This is a genomic window from Methanoregula boonei 6A8 (genome assembly GCF_000017625.1).
GTDB lineage: Archaea > Halobacteriota > Methanomicrobia > Methanomicrobiales > Methanospirillaceae > Methanoregula > Methanoregula boonei.
In genome coordinates, this window is sequence record NC_009712.1 from 2,507,114 (window position 1) to 2,526,215 (window position 19,102).

General features: G+C 58.2%; 17 protein-coding genes. 13 read left to right on the top strand and 4 right to left on the bottom strand.

Translation table 11 applies throughout. The annotated features are described in order from the left end of the window. Positions 1–50 precede the first annotated feature (50 nt). Together MBOO_RS12700 and MBOO_RS12705 are read left to right on the top strand one after the other, a co-directional pair. Positions 51–2,516, top strand: a complete 2,466-nt coding sequence (locus tag MBOO_RS12700; RefSeq protein WP_012108007.1) for a PAS domain-containing protein — start codon at positions 51–53, stop codon at positions 2,514–2,516. 76 nt (positions 2,517–2,592) lie between these two features. Beyond that, positions 2,593–2,808, top strand: coding sequence for a hypothetical protein (locus tag MBOO_RS12705; RefSeq protein WP_048068491.1), 216 nt, complete (start codon positions 2,593–2,595; stop codon positions 2,806–2,808). Between the two features lie 16 nt (positions 2,809–2,824). On the opposite strand, the gene dapF is transcribed toward MBOO_RS12705, so the two are convergent. Together dapF and MBOO_RS12715 are read right to left on the bottom strand one after the other, a co-directional pair. After that, positions 2,825–3,652, bottom strand: coding sequence for a diaminopimelate epimerase (dapF, locus tag MBOO_RS12710; RefSeq protein ID WP_012108008.1), 828 nt, complete (start codon positions 3,650–3,652; stop codon positions 2,825–2,827). 109 nt (positions 3,653–3,761) lie between these two features. After that, on the bottom strand, positions 3,762–4,724 hold the full coding sequence (locus MBOO_RS12715; RefSeq protein ID WP_012108009.1) for a ribose 1,5-bisphosphate isomerase: 963 nt from the start codon (positions 4,722–4,724) through the stop codon (positions 3,762–3,764). A 60-nt stretch (positions 4,725–4,784) separates the two neighbouring features. Between MBOO_RS12715 and MBOO_RS12720 the strand changes: the two genes are divergently transcribed. From MBOO_RS12720 to MBOO_RS12770, 11 genes are all read left to right on the top strand, one after another. Further along, positions 4,785–5,591, top strand: a complete 807-nt coding sequence (locus MBOO_RS12720; RefSeq protein ID WP_012108010.1) for an HAD family hydrolase — start codon at positions 4,785–4,787, stop codon at positions 5,589–5,591. An 88-nt stretch (positions 5,592–5,679) separates the two neighbouring features. After that, on the top strand, positions 5,680–7,302 hold the full coding sequence (atwA, locus tag MBOO_RS12725; RefSeq protein WP_012108011.1) for a methyl coenzyme M reductase system, component A2: 1,623 nt from the start codon (positions 5,680–5,682) through the stop codon (positions 7,300–7,302). Positions 7,303–7,309: 7 nt separating this feature from the next. Beyond that, positions 7,310–8,836, top strand: a complete 1,527-nt coding sequence (mmp3, locus tag MBOO_RS12730; protein WP_012108012.1) for a methyl-coenzyme M reductase-associated protein Mmp3 — start codon at positions 7,310–7,312, stop codon at positions 8,834–8,836. Then, on the top strand, positions 8,833–9,291 hold the full coding sequence (locus MBOO_RS12735) for a methanogenesis marker 6 protein (RefSeq protein ID WP_012108013.1): 459 nt from the start codon (positions 8,833–8,835) through the stop codon (positions 9,289–9,291). Before mmp3 ends, MBOO_RS12735 begins: the two co-directional genes overlap by 4 nt. Before the next feature lie 3 nt (positions 9,292–9,294). Continuing rightward, a complete protein-coding gene (locus MBOO_RS12740) occupies positions 9,295–9,741 on the top strand; it encodes a methanogenesis marker 5 protein (RefSeq protein WP_012108014.1) in 447 nt (148 codons plus the stop codon). Next, positions 9,738–10,991: a methanogenesis marker 15 protein gene (locus MBOO_RS12745; protein ID WP_012108015.1), complete on the top strand. Its 1,254-nt coding sequence runs from the start codon at positions 9,738–9,740 to the stop codon at positions 10,989–10,991. Before MBOO_RS12740 ends, MBOO_RS12745 begins: the two co-directional genes overlap by 4 nt. Beyond that, positions 10,978–11,559, top strand: a complete 582-nt coding sequence (locus MBOO_RS12750) for a methanogenesis marker 17 protein (protein ID WP_012108016.1) — start codon at positions 10,978–10,980, stop codon at positions 11,557–11,559. The genes MBOO_RS12745 and MBOO_RS12750 overlap by 14 nt, the downstream gene beginning before the upstream one ends. Continuing rightward, entirely contained in the window at positions 11,556–12,494 is a 939-nt protein-coding gene (locus MBOO_RS12755) for a methanogenesis marker 7 protein (protein WP_012108017.1), read from the top strand. Before MBOO_RS12750 ends, MBOO_RS12755 begins: the two co-directional genes overlap by 4 nt. Before the next feature lie 10 nt (positions 12,495–12,504). Further along, positions 12,505–12,996, top strand: a complete 492-nt coding sequence (locus MBOO_RS12760) for a carboxymuconolactone decarboxylase family protein (RefSeq protein WP_012108018.1) — start codon at positions 12,505–12,507, stop codon at positions 12,994–12,996. A 176-nt stretch (positions 12,997–13,172) separates the two neighbouring features. After that, positions 13,173–14,996: an asparagine synthase (glutamine-hydrolyzing) gene (gene asnB / locus MBOO_RS12765; protein WP_012108019.1), complete on the top strand. Its 1,824-nt coding sequence runs from the start codon at positions 13,173–13,175 to the stop codon at positions 14,994–14,996. A gap of 112 nt (positions 14,997–15,108) precedes the next feature. Then, complete coding sequence (locus tag MBOO_RS12770; protein WP_012108020.1) at positions 15,109–16,461, top strand: mannose-1-phosphate guanylyltransferase/mannose-6-phosphate isomerase; 1,353 nt, start codon at positions 15,109–15,111, stop codon at positions 16,459–16,461. Here the strand turns inward: MBOO_RS12770 and MBOO_RS12775 are convergent. Further along, positions 16,446–18,368 carry a YgiQ family radical SAM protein gene (locus MBOO_RS12775; protein WP_012108022.1) on the bottom strand — a complete coding sequence of 641 codons (1,923 nt, stop codon included), beginning with the start codon at positions 18,366–18,368 and terminating at the stop codon, positions 16,446–16,448. The two genes, MBOO_RS12770 and MBOO_RS12775, sit on opposite strands and share 16 nt — an antisense overlap. 18 nt (positions 18,369–18,386) lie before the next feature. Then, on the bottom strand, positions 18,387–18,968 hold the full coding sequence (locus MBOO_RS12780; RefSeq protein ID WP_012108023.1) for a PPC domain-containing DNA-binding protein: 582 nt from the start codon (positions 18,966–18,968) through the stop codon (positions 18,387–18,389). Positions 18,969–19,102: the final 134 nt, after the last annotated feature.

The window sequence follows — 19,102 nt, forward strand, 5'->3', positions numbered from 1 at the left end:
TTGAAGGAACTGACGGATTAATATCTTTTAGAACAGATATTATTCCGTAAATGGTATTGAGACAGCAGACTGCCGAACTGATCCGGGAGGTCCTCAAAAAAAATCCGCAGGGCCTGAACATCACAGAGATTGTCCGGCAGATCCGCGTAAACCGGAATACAGCAGGAAGGTACCTTGAGAAGCTGCTGGTTTCAGGGCAGGTAGAATTGCGCCATTTGGGCATGGCCAAGATCTATGCGCTCGCCAACCGCGTCCCGGTCTCCGCGGTCCTCTCCATCTCCTCAGAATGTATCCTGCAGCTGGACAGCAGCACCCGGATTGTTTTTATCAATGACACATTCTCCCGCTTCCTCTCTGTGCCGGCAAACGAGCTGGCCGGGAAGAACATCGAGTATACGCCACTGGTCACAGCATTCGACGACCTGTTTCCCGCATTCATGGACCGGGTGCATGCGGGACTGGAAGGCACTGAGTGGCGGGGGGAACTGGGACCTGTCCGTGGCGGAATCTATTTCTCTTACCGGATTGCCCCCACTGCCCTCGACCACGGGCAGAAAGGCGTCTCGGTCATCCTTGAGGATATCACCGCGGCAAAGATGGCAGGAGCCTGCCTGCGCGAGAGCGAGGAGAGGTACCGCCTGCTTGCCGAATCCTCAAGCGATCTGATCTTTGTGATTGACGCGGATGACCGGGTCGAATACGTCAACAGCTATGCAGCCGCATTTCTGGGAACAACACCTGCCGAGGTAACCGGGAAGGCCCGGGCGCTTCTCTTTCCTCCGCAGATTGCACACCGGCAGGGAAAGATGCTTCAGGAGGTCTTCTCCACCGGGAAATCCCTGCACAGCGAGGGGCCGCTCCCGGTGGATGGAGAGATGCGATGGTTCGACTATGTGCTCGTGCCGCTCAAAAGTCCCGACGGATCGGTGCGCTCGGTCATGGGCATCTCCCGTGATATCAGCGGACGCAAACAGGCCGAAGAGACGTTAAAGAACAGCGAAGAGCGCTACCGGCGGCTCCTGCAGCAATCCTTCGATGCGATCGTAATCCACAAGAAAGGGATTATTACACTCGTAAACGAGGCCGCTGTTGCCCTTGCCGGAGTATCCTCGCCCGATGAACTGGTGGGAAAACCTATCCTTGATTTTGTCCATCCCGGTTCCCGGGAACTTGTCCAAGCCAGGGTGGCTACGTTTACAGATCAAAGCAGGCCACTGACCGTTGCCCTGGCAGAAGAGAAATTTGTCCGGCCCGATGGCAAGATCATCGATGCCGAAGTCCTTGCCACAAGCTTTCCTGATGACGGTGGTGTCGCAGTCCAGGTGGTGTTCCGGGACATTACCAGGAAAAAGGAGCTCGCGGAGGCGCTGCGCCAATCGGAGGAAAAATATCGCACTCTTGTAGAACACAGCCAGAACGGGGTTTTTATCATCCAAGGCCGGAAGATCCTGTACGTCAATTCAGCGTTCGCCCGGATACTGGGAGGACGTACGGAGGATTTTACCGGGGGGGACTTTGGTGCCTGCATCGCTCCCGAGGACCGGGATCGGGTGCTCGACATTGGGCACCGCCGGCAGCGGGGTGAACCGGTGCCGGAGACCTACGAATGCATCCTGCTCAAACGGGACGGGACCACCCGGGTCATTGTCTCTCTGGATGCCGGGCTCATCCAGTACCAGGGAGCGCCGGCCAGCATGGGGACCATACGGGATATCACGGAACAGAAACATGCCGAGGCAGAGCTCAGGGAAAGCAGCGGGATGCTCCGGGCCATTTTCGATTCCACGTTCCAGTTCACGGGCCTGGTAACGCCTAAGGGTATCCTCACCGATGTCAACCGTACTGCCCTGGACTTTACCGGGATAACCCGCGATGAGGCAGTCAACCGCCCCTTCTGGGAGGGGCGGTGGTGGCAGGGAGATACGGTACGGGTACAGCAGCTCCGCGAAGCGATATCCAAAGCGGCTTCGGGGACTTTTGTCCGGTACGAGACCATGGTGCAAGGTGTCGGGGTTGCTGTAGTGGATGTGGACTTCTCCCTCAAGCCTGTCTTTGATCCCCAGGGGAATATCCGGTTACTCATAGCTGAGGGCAGGGACATTACTGCCAGAAGAAGGGCCGAGGATGCACTGCGGGAGAGCGAAGAGCGATTCCGGCGGGTATTTGAGGATGGGCCGCTTGGGATGGCAATCGTGGACAGGAACCGCCGGTTTGTCTCAGTGAACCGGATGTGCTGCGAAATGTTCGGCTATTCTGAAGATGAGCTGCGGAAAAAGACCATTGAAGACGTGACCCACCCAGACAACCGGGATGAGGACGCAGCCCAGATGCAGAAACTCTATGCGGGAAAAATCACCCGGTACCGCACAGAGAAGCGATACATCAGGAAAGACGGTTCCGTGTGCTGGGGCTCGCTGACGGTGAGCCCGCTTAGGGACAAGAACGGAAAGATTGTTTCCACAATAGGTCTCGTTGAAGAGATCGCGGGCCGGACGGAAACAAAAGAAGTATCATGATGTGCCGGGCAGCGGTCGGTCACCTTCACACCTTGTCCGCCAACCCATTATAGCCTGCCGGGCCTGACGAAGGTTCATGGACTGCGAACCGGGTACACTCTCCCTCAAAGAGCCGGTACGACAGCTGCATGCCAGAGGAGTACCTGCATATGCCATCCACCAGGCCCGCGAGAAGCAATCGATCCGCACGCCACATGACCGGGGCCTTTCTTCCGCAACGCTGAAACAGGCGTTGCCGTACCTTGCCCTTCCCGGTTTTGCACGCCAAGCTACGCTTGCCGGGTTCGGGTAACAAAAAGAGAGAGATTTTAGTAGAGGATCAGACCGGAAAAGACGGCGACCGCAGGCCCTTCCATCCTTGCCTTACCCTCGGGATCGAAATGGATCGTCAGGGGACCACCTTTGGTCTCGACCTGGACAGGCCCGTTCATATATCCGAGATGGTGCACGACCGCAGCAGACGCGGTTGCCCCGGTCCCACAGGAGAGCGTCTCGTCCTCCACCCCGCGTTCGAAGGTGCGCACCCGGATCGAATCCTCCCCGGTCTTCTGAACAAAGTTCACGTTTGCACCATGAGGGAAAGTCGGATGGTTCCGGATCTGTGGGGCAACGGCTGCAAGGTCGATGCTGCCCAGATCGTCGGTGAGAATCACCGCATGGGGGACACCGGTGTTGACTGCATGAACCTCAAAACCCCCGATCTGTTCGTGGTACTCGCCTTTCCCGGTGGCAGGAATGTCCTTACGTTTGAATTTCGGCTCACCCATCCCGATGGTCACGGTACATTCCTCACCCTCGTACCGCACGCTCACTTCCAGATCCCCGGCCTCGGTCTGGACCGTACAGGTTTCCTGAATGTAGCCCATGTCGTACGCGTACTTGGCAAGGCAGCGGATTCCGTTCCCGCACATTTCGGCCTCGCTCTCATCAGGCTGGAGGATCCGCATCCTTATATCGGCCTTTCTGGTCGGTTTTGCGAGGAACAGTATGCCGTCCGCACCAATCCCGAAGCGCCGTTCGCAGTACAGGGCAGCAAACTGCCCTTTCAGGTCATCGGGAATAATCATCTGCGCATATTCGTCGATAAGAACGAAATCGTTGCCGTTCCCGTGCAGTTTGACAAAGGGTATTTCCATTTCATGCCCCTCAAGAACCGGGCAGAACTCCCCCTGTTCAGGGGTACCGGTCGGGTTCTCGTCTGATTACTTCTGGGCTTTTTTCGTGAATAAACGCATCGCCCCGGGCTCATTCGCCGTTGGGACTTTCCGGCCCGAACGTCTCGTGGAACGTATCGATCCCCCAGCCCAGATAATCCCGGATGATCACGTAGGCCATCTGAGGGGGGATCGCCCCTTTCTCGGTCACAATCAGATCGATATAATTTGCCGGGGTCACATCGAACGCCGGGTTTCTCACCGTAACGTGGGGTAGCGTCCGGGCGATCTCATCGGGCAGAACCTCGCTTCCCGCCCGTTCTTCGATCCGGATGAGCTCGCCCAGAATCGTGCGGGGCGCAAACTTGTAGGTCTCAGCAGCCACGATCATGTTCACCCGTGCTTCCCGTGCCGAATGAGCTACCTGGGCGGTCCCAATCTTGTTGACCACCGCCCCGTTCACCGTCACCGCATCCGCACCGACTACCACGAGATCGATATCATGGATGAAGGACCGGACTGCAGAATCCACGATAAAATTCGTCTTTATCCCGGCATCATTCAGGGTCCGGATCGTAATGAGACCCTGGTTCCTTGGACGGACTTCGGTGGCAAAGACCTCGATCTCCTTTCCCTGACGGTGAGCCTCGATGATGCAGCCAAGAGCAACCTCCGAATTGCAGTGTGTAAGGATCGTATCCCCATCACGGATATGGCTTGCCCCGAATTTCGCGATCTGCTCCACCGCGTTCTGGGATGAGCGGATGAACTCTTCGGCGCGCCGGATAACGCCGGCCTGCGCCGCTTCTGCAGAGGTAGCGCCTTCAAGACCCGCCATCACGATATGGACGGCATTTGGGAGCGAAACTGCGGTCGGGCGGGTGGCAAGGAGGATCGCGGCAGCACGCTCCATCTCCTGCCGGAACGAACCCGGATCCCTGGCCGAAAGGGAAACTGCATGGTCCCTGAGGGCTTCTGCGGCAGCCCGGCCAATCCTTCCGGCCCCCCGGATCTCCATGCTCTTTATCTTCTCGGCAGTATCAGGTACGATCATCGGAACTCAGTGTTTCAATAGAGAGGGAAGATACATAGAGTTTGCTTTTGGGGAGAGACGATGTCGGTTGCCGTGGTATTCGACAGTGCCGGGACGCTTCTTGCCACGTACCGCGTGGCAAAAGACGTGGCAGAGCAGGAGCTGCTGCCCGGGATAGAGACCACTACACTGACGTTTGCCTCCCCGGAACGTGTCCTGATCGTGCTGCCGGTCCATTCCAAGCACATCATTACCACCCCGCCAAAGATGCTCCTCTCCGCTTACCTTTCTGAAAACCAGGTCGGCTTCGGTATCAGCTGCACGCGCAAGATCCTCACCGCGGACGATATCGGGGATCTGCTCTATGCCGACAGAAAGGCCACGGTTGCCGATCTCCAGGAATGCATCAGGAATGTCTGGGACGCCTGCCGTGAGGAGTTCATGCTCACCCTTAATAGCGGTGCGATCCTCAACATGGCACAGCGGTCAATTGAGTTTACCATTACCGCGGGGGGCTGGCCCTTTGAGGGGGCAAAGGAGACGGTCACCTCACTGCACCGCCGCGGTGTTCCCACGTTTATTGCCTCGGGCGACCGGTCGACAAAACTTGAGATCATGGCCGATCACCTCGGGATCCCCCGGGATCGTGTGTACGGGGTGGCAACCCCTTCGGTCAAGGCACAGATCGTAACGGATCTGAAAAAAGAGTACGACCACGTGGTGATGGTGGGCGACGGGATTAATGATCTTTCGGCTCTCCTCCAGGCAGACACCGCGGTCCTCACCGTGCAGCAGCCCGGCAGCCGGCCGCAGGAGCTATACAGTGCTGCTGATCATGTGATCACACATGTGCGGGAAGTATTGCCGATCGTTGAGGGTTTGCTCTGACCGGAGCGAAAAATTCCCGATCGTGACGGTGACGGTTAGCATATAAAAGATAATATGACACCTCTGTCACATTAGGTACACGGGAATTATGAAGGCACCACTCATCACGGTCGACAACGTCAGCATGGATTTTGACGGCACGCATGCGCTCAAAAATATTTCTTTTGAGCTTGCCGAAGGGGAGATCCTGGGGATCATCGGCAGGAGTGGTGCCGGAAAGACCGTGCTTATCCACCTCATGCGAGGGGTGGAGCAGCCACCCACGAGCGGCAGGATCATCTATCATGTTTCTGCATGCCCTTCCTGCGATTACATGGATGTGCCAAGTGCTGCAGGCAAGCCCTGCCCGCACTGCGGGGCCGTTCTTGCACCCCTTGATGTAGATCTTTGGAATGAGACAAACGAAATGCTAAAGCGGAGGGTGATGCGCCGAACCGCGATTATGTTCCAGCGGACTTTTGCCCTGTACGGCGATGACCGCGTGATCGAGAACGTCCTTCATGCACTCGATGACATCAACTATCCCCCGGAAAAAGCGATCAACCGGGCAGCCGACCTTATCGACCAGGTCCGGCTTTCCCACCGGATGATGCATATCGCACGCGATCTCTCGGGCGGCGAGAAACAACGGGTAGTGCTTGCCCGGCAGCTCGCCAAAGAGCCATTCTTACTCTTCGCCGATGAGCCCACCGGAACCCTGGATCCTGGCACGGCAAAAATCGTGCACACGATGCTCACCGAGGCAGCGAAGACCAGCAACATGGGGATGGTAGTCACCTCCCACTTCTCGCAGGTCATCGAGGATGTTGCAAGCAGGGCAATCCTCCTTGTCGATGGTGCAATTGCAAAGATCGGGGCCCCAAAAGATGTGATAGCCGAGTTTATGGCCGGTTGCGAGGATACGGAGACCTTCGAACACGCCGTGGTAGGAGAAAGAATCGTGGAGGCCCGGGACCTTACCAAGCGTTACATCTCGGTGGACCGCGGTGTGGTCCGGGCAGTAAATGGCGTCAGTTTCGAGATCTACGAGAAAGAGATCTTCGGCATCATTGGGAAAAGCGGGGCCGGAAAGACCACACTCTCGCAGATCATTGCGGGTTTAATTGAGCCCACAAGTGGGGAGATCAACGTCAGGATCGGCGAGGAATGGGTGGACATGACAAAGCCCGGCGTGGACCAGCGGGGACGGGCCAAAGAGTACATCGGCCTTCTGCACCAGGAATACGATCTCTTCCCCCACCGCACGGTGCTCGACAACCTCACCGATGCCATCGGACTTGAATTCCCCAAGGAGCTGGCCATGCGTAAGGCACTGGTTACGCTCAGGATGGCCGGGTTTTCTGAAGAGAAAAGCAAGGAGATCCTTGACCGGCTGCCGGGCCAGCTCTCGGAGGGGGAACGCCACCGGGTTGCGCTCGCACAGGTTCTGATTCGGGAACCCCGTATCGTGATACTTGATGAACCTACCGGTACAATGGATCCGATCACCAAGATCGATGTCAAGCATTCCATTATGCACTCCCGGGATGACATCGATGAGACGTTTGTGGTGGTCTCGCACGACATGGAGTTCGTACGCGACATCTGCGACCGCCTTGCCCTGATGAGGGGAGGGAAAATCGTGGAGATCGGAAAAACCGCCGAGGTCCTTGCCCACCTGACCGAGGACGAGCGCAAGGTTATGAGCCAGAACCAGCCGCCGGCTGCCTGAGGCCCCCATGATCCACGTCCACCTTGACGGGGAGCCCCGTGAAGTAAGCGAGGGAAACACGCTTGGCACCATTATCACGGGGCAACCAAAAGAGTGCGCCGTTGCCGTGATCCGCCCTGCCACCAAGGAACAGGAGAAGACAGAGAGCCTTACGGTCACCACTACGGCCGGTGAGATTACCATCGAACTTTCCGGGGTTGCCGTGGATGTGCTTGAGCAGCCGGAAAAGGCGGCCGGCCTTGGCCTGCACTGGGCGGACCGGTACGCGGCAGCATTCGGGCCGTTTCCCTCTGGCATTACCCCTGAGCGCAAAGGGCGGCTCTACGAGCGGGGCGATGTGATCCTCGGGTGCGGGGGGTATAATCCTAAGACCTCGTACCTCATCTTCTCCAAGAGCAGGCATGTCGCCGACCATGGAGCGGACGCAAGCGGAGGGGTGATCGGCCGGGTCGTAAGCGGGAAGGCTGTACTCGACCGGTGGGCAACCGGGGACAGGGTCACCAGGGTGGAACCGGTTGTGAGCTGGGCGGACACCAGCCGCTCGTTTACCACCACCGACTCCAACCTCGTCCTCGAAGACGGGATGCTGCTCGTGACCAGAGTCGATGTCAACGCACAGGGATACAGCAGGGAAAAAATCACAACTGAGGCTGCGGGCAGCGTAGAGCACATGCTCATTGCCCTCGAATCCGGGACCTTTACGGTCGGGCGTGCCACGAGCACCCACATCCTGGACCGGAAACGTGTCGGTACCCCGGTGCCCGAAGAGTCCCAGCACCCGCGGCGCGAGGGGACGGTCACGGTGCGCACGACGGGGCCTTCAGTAGGCGGAGTGTATATCTACCGGGCCGATGTTCCCGGCAGCTCGTCACACAGCGTGGTCGGGCAGGTAGTTCATGGGATAGAGCTCGCAAAACTGGCAAAAGAAGGAGATATCCTCTCACTCCGGGTGGTTCCCGCAAGGATCGATCTTCTGGGCCTGCCCCTTGAAGAGGCAAAAAGGATCGCAGCTGATCGGGGGATCGCCCTTTCTATCGACACCGACAACCCGGACCGGATCGTGGTATCGCAGGAGCCGGGGACAACCCTTGACGTGCTTGCTGAAAAAGCTGCAAAGATCACAACCGCACCGATCAGCCAGGTTATCGATATTGTCCTTGACGATAAGCATGCACCTGCAAGCTGCGAGATCTTCCGGCACCTCACCGGGCTTGACGAGCACGATGCCGGCATGATGCCGGCCTTTTTTGTTTTTGACGATGTCGTGCTCTTTAAGCCAAAGATCCCGACCGATGTCCGGATTATCCCGGAGAACTGCCCGACAGACGAGTCACCCGCTGCGGCCCTCGCAATCACTAACGACTCCCGCAAAGCGACGGGAATTGTAGGGGTGCGGCTCTCGGCAAACCGGGAGTTCGGGCCGACCTCGGAACCCTTTGAGGGCACCAATATCATCGGCAGGGTGATCGATACGGAGAAGATAAAGAAAGTAAAGGAACGGCAGATGGTATATATCCGGGAGGTAAAGCCATGACCGAATACAACCCGGCCTATACCGGGACCGTGACCCGGTACGTGGTGGTGGAATCGTACACAGTGACACCGGCAGACGTGGCGATCCGGGCATATGAGATTGCAAAGGGAGTTATGATCAAGGAGAACTGTTTTGGCCTTGTCATCATGGGAAAAGAGGAGGAAGTCGATCGGGTGATAGCCGAGGTCAGAAAGATGGATCCGACCCATATTTTTGTCAAGGACCGCGGCTTTCCGCCCGGAGATGCCCGGAGGTGCCGGGCAACTCTTGGCGGCGCACGCCCTGGCTTTAACGGGATCGAGTTCGAAATGACAATCCTCCCCTACATCTCAAACGGCCTGGGAAAAACACAAAACCTTGATACCGTAACTGTCCCGGTGCCGGCAAAAGCCCCTTCCGACCGCCGGCTTGACGTGTACACGTTAAAGAGAATGATCGATGCACAGGAGCCCTAAACCATGGCAAAAATCTTCATCTACCCTGCAACGAGCCTGATCCTCTCAGACCTGGTGACCCGGTTTGGACATAAGCCACTTGGATCGGCGATAGCCATCCGCGAACGTGTCCAGACACCAGGACTCGAATCCTCGCCACTCCAGATCACGCCCGAGGAACCAAAAAAAGGGCTCCGCTGGGCAGCAGTTGAGGTCCCGTCCGGGGTCCGGGGGCGAATGGCCCTGTACGGACCCATGGTCGAGGAGTGTGATGCCGCGATTATCATCAACAACGCCGACCTCGCGTTCGGCTGCATGGGCTGCGCACGGACAAATGAGCTCCTCAAGTTCCTCCTCCGGCAAAAGAAGATCCCCCGACTCGAACTCGAATACCCGAGAAACGAGGTGGAGGGTGTGCAGTTCGTGGCATCGATTAAAAAATTCCTGACTGAGCCGGGAGTGATAAAATGACAGCCCCGGTACGGATTGCCCAGCTCTCCTGCGGCGCGGACTATTCAGGCGTGCAGGAGGAGATCAATTCGGCGGCACGATCGGTGAATGGCGAGATCGTCTTTCCTGATGTGGCGCTCAAGGACATCGTTCGGGATTTTGACGCGTTCGGCCTTGAGGTGAGGAGCCCGGATTTAAAACTTGCCATCTCTCGGGCGATGGCACTCGTGGATGGCCGGGTGGATGCCGACGCCGTCTTTATTGCGACCTGCTTCCGGTGCGCCGAAGCCGCAATCGTGAGAAACGAGCTCAGACGCTATATCCTCGAACACTCGAAGCTCCCGGTCGTCAGCTACTCGTTTACCGAGCGCACAACCGCAGGAACGCTCCTTACCCGAATGGAGGCCTTAACCACCATTGCCCGGCGCCGGGCGCTCCTTGCCCGCGAGGTCCAGGAGGGCATCACCCTCGGGATCGATTCCGGCTCCTCGACAACAAAGGCTATCGTAATGAAAGATAACAGGATCCTCGGCAAAGGCTGGTTGCCGACAGGAGAGGTCCTCAAAAGCGCCCACAATGTTGTCGATACTGCTCTCGCTGAAGCGGGAATGAACCTTTCCGATATCCAGGCAATCGGCACCACCGGGTATGGCCGGTTCCTGGTGGGTAAAGAGTTCAAAGCCGATCTTATCCAGGAAGAGCTGACCGTGAACTCGAAAGGTGCGGTGTATCTTGCAGAGAAGCAGCACGGACCGGCCACCGTGATCGATATCGGCGGCATGGACAACAAGGCAATTACCGTCATGGATGGCATTCCCGGTACGTTTACGATGGGGGGCATCTGCGCCGGGGCAAGTGGCCGGTTTCTGGAAATGACCGCAAAGCGCCTCGGTGTAGACATCACCGAGCTCGGGCCGCTTGCCATGAAAGGCATGGGGGGCAGGGTGCCGATGAACAGCTACTGTATCGTATTTGGCACCCAGAGCCTGGTAAACGCCCTTGCCGCTGGCAGCAGCCGCGAGGACGTGGCCGCCGCAGCCTGCCACAGCGTGGCCGAACAGGTCTTTGAACAGCAGCTCCAGGAAGTAGATATCAAGGAGCCGGTGATCATGGTCGGAGGGTCGTCCCTGATTGAGGGGCTCGTGCTTGCAATGGGCGAACTCCTCAAGATCAAAGTCGTTGTCCCGCCTTATTCCCAGTATATCGGTGCAGTCGGGTCAGCGCTCCTGGCATCGGGGTTCATCCGGGACGGAGACAATGCAGGCCATTGAGTATTTCGAGGTGGAGTGCCCCGAGGCGCGGGGCGGCGATAACTACCGGCAGATTGCAAACGATGTCCTGCTCGATCATAACATGCTCAGGGTGGTCCATAAGATCCACGTGTACATCGACCCGAAAGTCCCGATCTTTGTCGCAGTAGGGATCTTAAAAAAGGTCACAACGGTCATAAAGGTCGGGGATATAGCGAACGTTAACCCGCAGGAAGGGAAGTTTACCCTTGCGATCTCCGATGAGACCTACCTTGCACCCATGCTCAAGGTATTCTGGGATAAATTCGGCAAAGACCACGTGGATCAGCCGGACCGGTTCACAGTCATCCTTTCCGGAATTTCTATCGAGGCACGGGAACTTGAGGAAATGGTAATAACCGACCCAAGCGCGGTGCTGTACAAGGACCTTGTTTACTCACTCCGCTGCATCTGCCCGGAGGGTTTCCGGGTCAGAAGTGAGAACTACGGGGCCGAGAAGTTCTCGTTTGTGGCAAGCGAGGACTTGCTCACCGATGCAAGCCTTGCACTTGTCAAAGAAAAATTTGCGCTTATGGGGGAAACGCCATGATCCTCGTCCCCGTCACTTACAAGGGGGGAGTGTACCGGCATAATGAGATCATCGATCTCATCGAGGATCTCGGGGGCTACATCGTCCAGAAGCACATGATCGCTCAGGAAGTCGTGCTCCAGTGCTTCGTACCCAAAGAAGACGTGGAGCTGATCCGGGCGATAGGAAAACCGCTCGCGGGAGAGGTGACCGATTCCCCACTCGTGGGGACCGAGATCGCAATCGTGAGCATGAGCCTTGAGATCCATCATCTGCCTCATCCCTCCTGCGACATTGCGGAGTACGTGCGCCGGCTTGGAGCCAAAAGCAACATGGTTGGGATGGCCCGGGGCGTGGGGAAACGGATCGCCGGCATCAATGATGAGGAGCGCGACGTGATAAACGAGCACGACATCGCGGTGTACCTCATGGGCAACTTCGAACACTGCATAGAAAAGAAGATGCCGATCCTGCTACGCGGAATCGAGGTGCCGGTGGTGGTTTGCGGCGGTCCCGATAAGGAGGTGCTCGAACGGATCGTGGAGCCCAAAGTGGACGGGTACGTGGGGAACATGGGGAGGTTCATGCACCGCACCAAGGAGTCCGAAGAGCTCTCTCGTCTTGATGAGGTGATAGAAGAAGTCACCCGTGTGCTCGCCAAAAAGCGAGAAGCGATAGCAAAAGATCCCCTCTCGGTGGCCCCGGCCCGGCTTATGGACGTGATAAAAGAGAAAGTGCCGGCGATCCTTGAAGTGACCTCACCGACCCCGCTCACTGTCCAGATGGCTGGCCTCAGGGTCAAGCTCCCATACGATACCTTTGCCGGGGTGCTCAAAAAGACCGAGATTGAAGACGGGATCATGATCGGCGACATCGCGGATATCGAGCCTTCCCGCATGAGGGACTACATCATTCTCCGGGTTCGGCCGTTCTCGGAGACCAACACAGTGATCTAGGAGGAACATCATGGGACGCAGGCAGGAAGACGAGTTCGAGGACCGGCTCAAAAAGATTGTCGATCAGGGAGCCGGAGCGACCGCTGATGAATGGCTCAAAATTATCGAGCGCGAGTACGGGAAGGTGCCGCTTATCTTCCAGCGCATGGGCGAACGGCCTGAGGTGCTCATCTCCCACCTGTTGTACAAAAGCAGTGTGGCCGAGACAAGCAGCCTTGACCCCAAGTACGTGGAACTGATCAGCATGGCGGTAGGAGCGGCCCTCAAATGCCAGTACTGCACAAGCTACCACATGCAGGCAGCTGCCCGGATGGGCGCGACCCGCGACGAGATCCTCGAAGTGATCCTGCTCTCAGGGATGATCTCAAACTCGTCCGTGCTTGCCAATGCCTACCGGGTGGTTGATGAAAAATTGGAAAAGTGCTTCCCCTGCGAGGTAAAAGCGGTGCCGGAAAAAACATCTGTAAAGAAGAGTACCCGGACGGGCCGGAAGAAGAAGTAACATTTCGTTTCCCTTTATTCCTGGCCTTGCCCGCGGTTCGTGTTTGTTTTTCCTGCGCCTATCCGCTGCTTCCCTGTAACGTACACCCGATCCTTACCCCTCATTACAGTCGTACCCGCCCGGGCAGCGCTCCCTGCCATCTTTTTAATCCTTCTGCGAGACTATAGCTTATTCAAATGTGCGGGATCGCGGGGCAGTACTGCTATGCCAGGGGGCGGCCGGACCGCCGGCTCCTTTCGGCCATGTCAGAGAGGCTTGCCCATCGCGGCCCGGATGGCGAGGGCACCCATGTAAGCGGGAGTGTCGGCCTTGTCCACCGCAGGCTTGCCATCATCGATCTTTCCCCTGACGGCCTCCAGCCAATGACAAACGAAGACGGAACACTCTGGCTGGTCTTTAACGGCGAGATCTATAATTTTGTCGAGCTCCGCGAGGAGCTGGCGCACAAGGGGCACACGTTCTACTCAAAGTCCGATACCGAGGTGATCCTCCATGCCTACGAGGAATGGGGGTACGAGTGCCTTTTCCGGTTTAACGGCATGTGGGCGTTTGCCCTCTGGGATGAGAAAAAACAGGAGCTCTTCTGCGCCCGGGACCGGTTCGGGATCAAGCCGTTCTATTACGCAGAAGCCGGGGGGTCGTTTTTGTTTGCCTCCGAGATCAAGGCGCTCCTTACTCATCCGGCGGTGGGAAAACACCCGAACCAGCAGATGCTTGGCACCTATCTTGCCTGGGGAGTGCAGGACCACTGTAGCCGGACAATGTTTGAAGGGATCTTCCAGATCGAACCGGCCCACGCTCTGGTGGTGACAAAAGATGGAATTACACCTCCCTTCCGGTACTGGGACGTGACCGTAAACCCGGCAATCCGGGGCGGGGAGGATGATGCCACAGTTGCCGCACGGCTTAAAACTCTACTCCGGGAAGCCACCCGGATCCATACGCGGAGTGATGTGGCGGTCGGTACCTGCCTCTCGGGAGGGATCGATTCTTCGGCGCTCACGGCCACGATCAACACCCTCATCCGGAGCGATGCCCCGGGGAGTGTGGGTGAACGCCAGAAGACATTCTCAGTAGTTTTCCCGGGTACGCGCTTTGACGAGAGCCGGTACATCGACGAGGTCGTGGCGGCCACCGGGGTGGACGCGGATCGGACCGAGCCGGCCCCGGGCCAGCTCCAGAAGGATATCGGACACCTTGTGTACCTGCAGGATGAACCGTTTGGCTCGCTCTCCATCTATGCCCAGTACTGCGTGATGCGCCTTGCACAAAAGAAGGTCAAGGTTGTGCTGGATGGGCAGGGAGCAGACGAGCTCCTTGGCGGGTACCTGGGCTACCAGGGGAGTTATATCCGGGGACTCATGTGGAATCTCCGGTGGGGTACGGCAGCAGGAGAGATCGCCGGAAGCCTCCGCAGGCACCGGGCATTCTTTGCCTCTGCCCGAAAGCAGCTCGCGGTGCGGCGGACCCGGCGGGGCCTGGTGAAATGCCCGGCAGCACCGGTGGACCGGTACAGCGGCACGCTCGATTGTGTTTTGCACCGCGAGCTCTTCTCCACCAACCTGCCGGCCCTCCTCCATTACGAGGACCGGAACTCGATGGCATTCTCATTAGAGTCCCGCGTGCCGTACCTCGATGTGCGACTGGTAGAATACGCAGCATCGCTCCCGCTCTCGCAGAAGATCCGGGGAGGCTGCACCAAGGTTGCCCTGCGGGCCGCAATCAGGGGACTGGTTCCCGAATCCGTGCGGTGCAGAGGGGACAAGATGGGCTTTGTCACTCCGGAGGAATGCTGGATAAAAGAGGAACTCAGGGCGTTTATGCTCGATATTTTCTCCTCGGAGAGTTTCAGATCCCGGTCCTTCTGGGACGCAGACGCGGTCATGCAGGACTATGAGGCGTTCCTTGCCGGCACGGCACCTTATTCTCCCGAGATCTGGCGGATTGCCTGCGCTGAGCTCTGGCTCCGGACCTTTTTTGATGCCCCGACCGCGGCTTAAGCCGGGAACCTGATCTTCTCCCGGGATCAGATTTTATAAATGATCTCCCGGCCACAAGTACTTCAAAGGAGCGTACCCGGGCAGATATCCCGGGGCAGGTACAGGGCATTTCATGAAAACCATTATCCTTGCCGGGGGCGTGGGAACGCGGTTGTGGCCGCTCTCCCGCGAGTATTTCCCCAAGCAGTTTATCCCTATGGACGGGAAATCGCTGTTCCAGAAGACCTGCGAGAGGGCAGAGAAATTCTCCAAAGAAGATGAGATCTGGGTCGTGACAAACGAGATCCACCAGTATCTTGTCCGCAACCAGATGGAAGAGTTGGGGTATACTGTTCCAAAAGAGCACATCCTTGCAGAGCCGGAACAGAAAAACACCCTGCCTGCCATCGCATGGGCCATGCAGCAGATCCGGGCAGAAGAGAAGAGCGCAACCGCGGTGGTATTCCCAAGCGACCACCTGCTCGGGAACGATGCGTCCGGTCAGATCCAGGCAGCAGAGCCCCTGGCAAAAAACTGCCTAGTCACGTTCGGCGTCAGGCCAACCTCCCCCCATACCGGGTACGGGTACATCAGGCCGGGAAAGGCACTCCCACCCGGCTTTGCAGTCGAAGAGTTCAGGGAAAAACCGGATGAAAAGACCGCCGCGGGCTATGTGAAGAAAGGGTATCTCTGGAACAGCGGGATCTTTCTCCTCTCGGTTCCCGTCTTCTTCGGGGAACTCAAGAAATACCAGCCCAGGCTTGCTGCCGCGTTTGGCGGGAGCACTGTACCGGAGTACGGGGAGCTGGACACTATCTCGATCGATTACGGCCTGCTTGAACCGTCAAAGAAAGTGGCGGTCGTACCGCTGGATACGGAGTGGAGCGATCTCGGGACCTTTGCTGCCCTCTACGCGATCAAGACCCACGATGGCGAGGGAAATGTCGGGAAGGCCGAGTATCTCGCTGCCCGGGACAATTATGTAGATGCACCGGGCGGCAAGCGCGTGGGCCTGATCGGTGTGGACAACCTTGTCGTGGTGGACACAGCCGATGCTCTCCTCGTCTGCGACAACCGGCACACGGAAAAGGTCAAGGACCTGGTCGGCCGGTTAAAAAAACAAAACGATCCGGTCACTCTGTTCCACCGCCAGGTGCACCGGCCCTGGGGTGCCTATACGATCTTAGAGGATTCCAAAAACTACAAGATCAAGCGCATCACGGTCAAGCCCGGCCAGAAGCTCTCCCTCCAGCTCCACCACCACCGGAGCGAGCACTGGGTTGTCGTAAGTGGGACTGCTGAGGTAGAGCTCAACGGCGAGACAAAACTCCTTCGGCAGGGAGAAAGCACGTTTGTCCGCAGCGGCATCCGGCACCGACTCGAAAACCCGGGCGTCATCCCCCTTGAAATTATCGAGGTCCAGCTCGGGGAATACCTCGAAGAGGACGACATTGTCCGGTTCGAGGACGATTACGGCAGGTCCTGAGAGCCCGGTCTTTCTTTTTTCCGGGAGGTTCCCGATCCGGCTGCGCCACCGGGACGAGTGCCGGATGATTTTTGTCGGGGTACAGGACCGGGACGGGACCGCCTAAGGTAAACGTCCCCGCTCACAAGGCACTGCTTCCCGGTCCCGATCAGGTCTTCCCGGCCGGCCATCCGGAGTCCTTCGAACACAAGGCCACGGTTCTGCGGCTCGCGGTACTGCAGGAGTGCCCGCTGGATCTTCTTCTCCCTTCCTTTGGGCACATGCACCGGTTCGAGCGTGAACGGGTCAAGGCCGGTATAGTACATGCACGTGGAGACGCTCATAGGAGTGGGGGTAAAATCCTGCACCTGCTCGGTATAGAGCCCGCGGTCGCGGATATACTCGGCAAGCGCTACCATGTCGCTTATGGTGCAGCCCGGGTGGCCGGACATGAAGTAGGGGACTAGGTACTGGCGTTTTGCCTTCCCCTGCTGGAGCGCCGTAAACCGGTCCCGGAACCTCTCGAAGACGGATCCGTCGGGCTTGTTCATGGCTTTTGTAACCCGGGGCGAGATGTGCTCGGGAGCGACCTTGAGATGGCCCGAGACATGCCGCTCGCAAAGGGTCTCAAGGTACCGGGAATTAAGATCATCGGCCAGCACAAGATCATAGCGGATACCTGAGCCCACAAACACCTTCTTTACGCCCGGGACTTCGCTGATTTTGCGGAGAATCTCCACCAGTGGGCGGTGGTTTGTCCGAAGTGTTTGGCAGGCCGGCGAGCAGGACTTTTCCGGACAGGCGCCTGCCCCGTCCCAGCGCTCGCAGGCCATCCCATACATGTTGGCAGTCGGCCCGCCCACATCCTGGACAATTCCCTTAAACTCCGGCATCGCAGCCATCCGGGTAACCTCACGGACGATTGAGGCAGCGCTCCGGCTCTGGACAATCCGACCCTGGTGATGGGTGAGGGCGCAGAACGAGCAGCTCCCAAAGCAGCCACGATGGCTCACCACCGAGAACTGCACCGGCTCGAGCGCCGGGACGGGTTTTTTGTACAGCGGGTGGGCCCGGCGCGAGAACGGCAGCTCGTAGATATGGTCGAGTTTGTCGCCCGAAAGGGGCCGGGCCGGGGGGTTCTGGACGATCACGGTCTTGGGGTGAGGCTGGGCCACCGGGCGGCCCCGGACCGGGTCCTGCTCGCGGTAGTGGAGGGCAAAAGCCCGGGCATACGCGGTCTTGTCCGAAGAAATCTCGGAGAAACCCGGGATCTCGACAACACCCTCCGGGTGAGTGGCACGCCATTCTGCCACCTCCATGGTATAACAGGTGCCCGGGATATCCCGGATGGCCCGGGCCGGTTCGCCGGTGTCCAGCCGCCGGGCAATCGCCACCATCTGTTGCTCTGCCATGCCATAGGCAAGGAGGTCGGCCGGTGCATCGGCAAGGATGGACTGGCGGACCCGGTCCTGCCAGTAATCGTAGTGCGCAAATCGGCGCAGGCTGGCCTCGATGCCCCCGAGAACAATGGGTGTGTCGGGAAATGCTGCATGGACCCGGTTGGCGTACACGATGGCGGCCCGGTCGGGGCGCCGAGGGATCCCGCCGTGGGAGTACACATCGGAACTCCGGCGCTTCAGGTTGGGTGTGAAATTGTTGACCATCGAGTCAACGTTACCGGACGATATGCCAAAGAAAAGCCGGGGCCTGCCAAGTACAGTAAAGTCCTTTTCTGTTGTTGCATCCGGCTGCGCAATGATGCCTACGGAGAATCCGGCGTCCCAGAGGACCCGGCCGACAAGTGCCGTGCCAAACGAAGGATGATCGACGTACGCATCCCCCGTGACAAGAATGATATCAAACTCTTCGATGCCGCACGCCCTGCCCTCGGCAGGAGTGCGCGGGAGAAACAAAGGCTGTGATCTCATAAGGCCGGTTTTTGCGGATCAGGTCCGGGGGCGCCGGGTCAGGTCCCGGATGATCTCGGCAAGGCCCCCCGGCTCATCCACGTCTTCCTTTTCCGCGGGAGCAGATTCTTCCGGAGGGACTTCTGCTGCAGGAACCGGGGGCTGCTTTCCGGTCCTGCCTGCAGTTCCATGAACCGGCAGGACAAGCCCGGTCTTTTCCTGGGGCAGGCGACGGATGTCAAGCCCGGTTAATTCAAGGACAATAACCTCGGCGACAATATACGTGATCGCCTTCTCCCGCAGGCACCCGGTCAGGGCATGGCCGGCCCGTCCTACCGATGCATGGTAATGGATGGCCGGGCCATCTTCGCCCGGGTAGATGGTGCCAATCCCCACCATCTCCCAGCCCCCTTCAAACATCACATAGTGGGGTTCGGGAGGGATGGCGAGCGTCTCGGGTCCGGTTACCATCCGTCCCTGCCGGAGTGCGCCCAGAAAAATGAGGGTCCCGGTCTGCACCTCCTTATCGTTTATAAAATCCCGGGTGACAGCCAGAAAATCTTCTCCGTCATCAATCCTCAGAACAAATACCCGGCCGAGCCGGCCTTCCGAATACTGCATATGCGTGATCTTCTCTTGTATTCTCGATATTCATTGGATTGGCGCGGAATTATATCTCTTTTCCCCCTTTTGGGAGAGAAAAACCGGTTTTGGCCCGGGGATTGCAACCCGGGACACGCCGGATCGCGCGAACC

Coding starts and splice junctions, on each gene's coding strand:
- MBOO_RS12700 (WP_012108007.1), top strand. CDS start 51: ATGGTATTGAGACAGCAGACTGCCGAACTGATCCGGGAGGTCCTCAAA.
- MBOO_RS12705 (WP_048068491.1), top strand. CDS start 2,593: ATGGACTGCGAACCGGGTACACTCTCCCTCAAAGAGCCGGTACGACAG.
- dapF (WP_012108008.1), bottom strand. CDS start 3,652: ATGGAAATACCCTTTGTCAAACTGCACGGGAACGGCAACGATTTCGTT.
- MBOO_RS12715 (WP_012108009.1), bottom strand. CDS start 4,724: ATGATCGTACCTGATACTGCCGAGAAGATAAAGAGCATGGAGATCCGG.
- MBOO_RS12720 (WP_012108010.1), top strand. CDS start 4,785: ATGTCGGTTGCCGTGGTATTCGACAGTGCCGGGACGCTTCTTGCCACG.
- atwA (WP_012108011.1), top strand. CDS start 5,680: ATGAAGGCACCACTCATCACGGTCGACAACGTCAGCATGGATTTTGAC.
- mmp3 (WP_012108012.1), top strand. CDS start 7,310: ATGATCCACGTCCACCTTGACGGGGAGCCCCGTGAAGTAAGCGAGGGA.
- MBOO_RS12735 (WP_012108013.1), top strand. CDS start 8,833: ATGACCGAATACAACCCGGCCTATACCGGGACCGTGACCCGGTACGTG.
- MBOO_RS12740 (WP_012108014.1), top strand. CDS start 9,295: ATGGCAAAAATCTTCATCTACCCTGCAACGAGCCTGATCCTCTCAGAC.
- MBOO_RS12745 (WP_012108015.1), top strand. CDS start 9,738: ATGACAGCCCCGGTACGGATTGCCCAGCTCTCCTGCGGCGCGGACTAT.
- MBOO_RS12750 (WP_012108016.1), top strand. CDS start 10,978: ATGCAGGCCATTGAGTATTTCGAGGTGGAGTGCCCCGAGGCGCGGGGC.
- MBOO_RS12755 (WP_012108017.1), top strand. CDS start 11,556: ATGATCCTCGTCCCCGTCACTTACAAGGGGGGAGTGTACCGGCATAAT.
- MBOO_RS12760 (WP_012108018.1), top strand. CDS start 12,505: ATGGGACGCAGGCAGGAAGACGAGTTCGAGGACCGGCTCAAAAAGATT.
- asnB (WP_012108019.1), top strand. CDS start 13,173: ATGTGCGGGATCGCGGGGCAGTACTGCTATGCCAGGGGGCGGCCGGAC.
- MBOO_RS12770 (WP_012108020.1), top strand. CDS start 15,109: ATGAAAACCATTATCCTTGCCGGGGGCGTGGGAACGCGGTTGTGGCCG.
- MBOO_RS12775 (WP_012108022.1), bottom strand. CDS start 18,368: ATGAGATCACAGCCTTTGTTTCTCCCGCGCACTCCTGCCGAGGGCAGG.
- MBOO_RS12780 (WP_012108023.1), bottom strand. CDS start 18,968: ATGCAGTATTCGGAAGGCCGGCTCGGCCGGGTATTTGTTCTGAGGATT.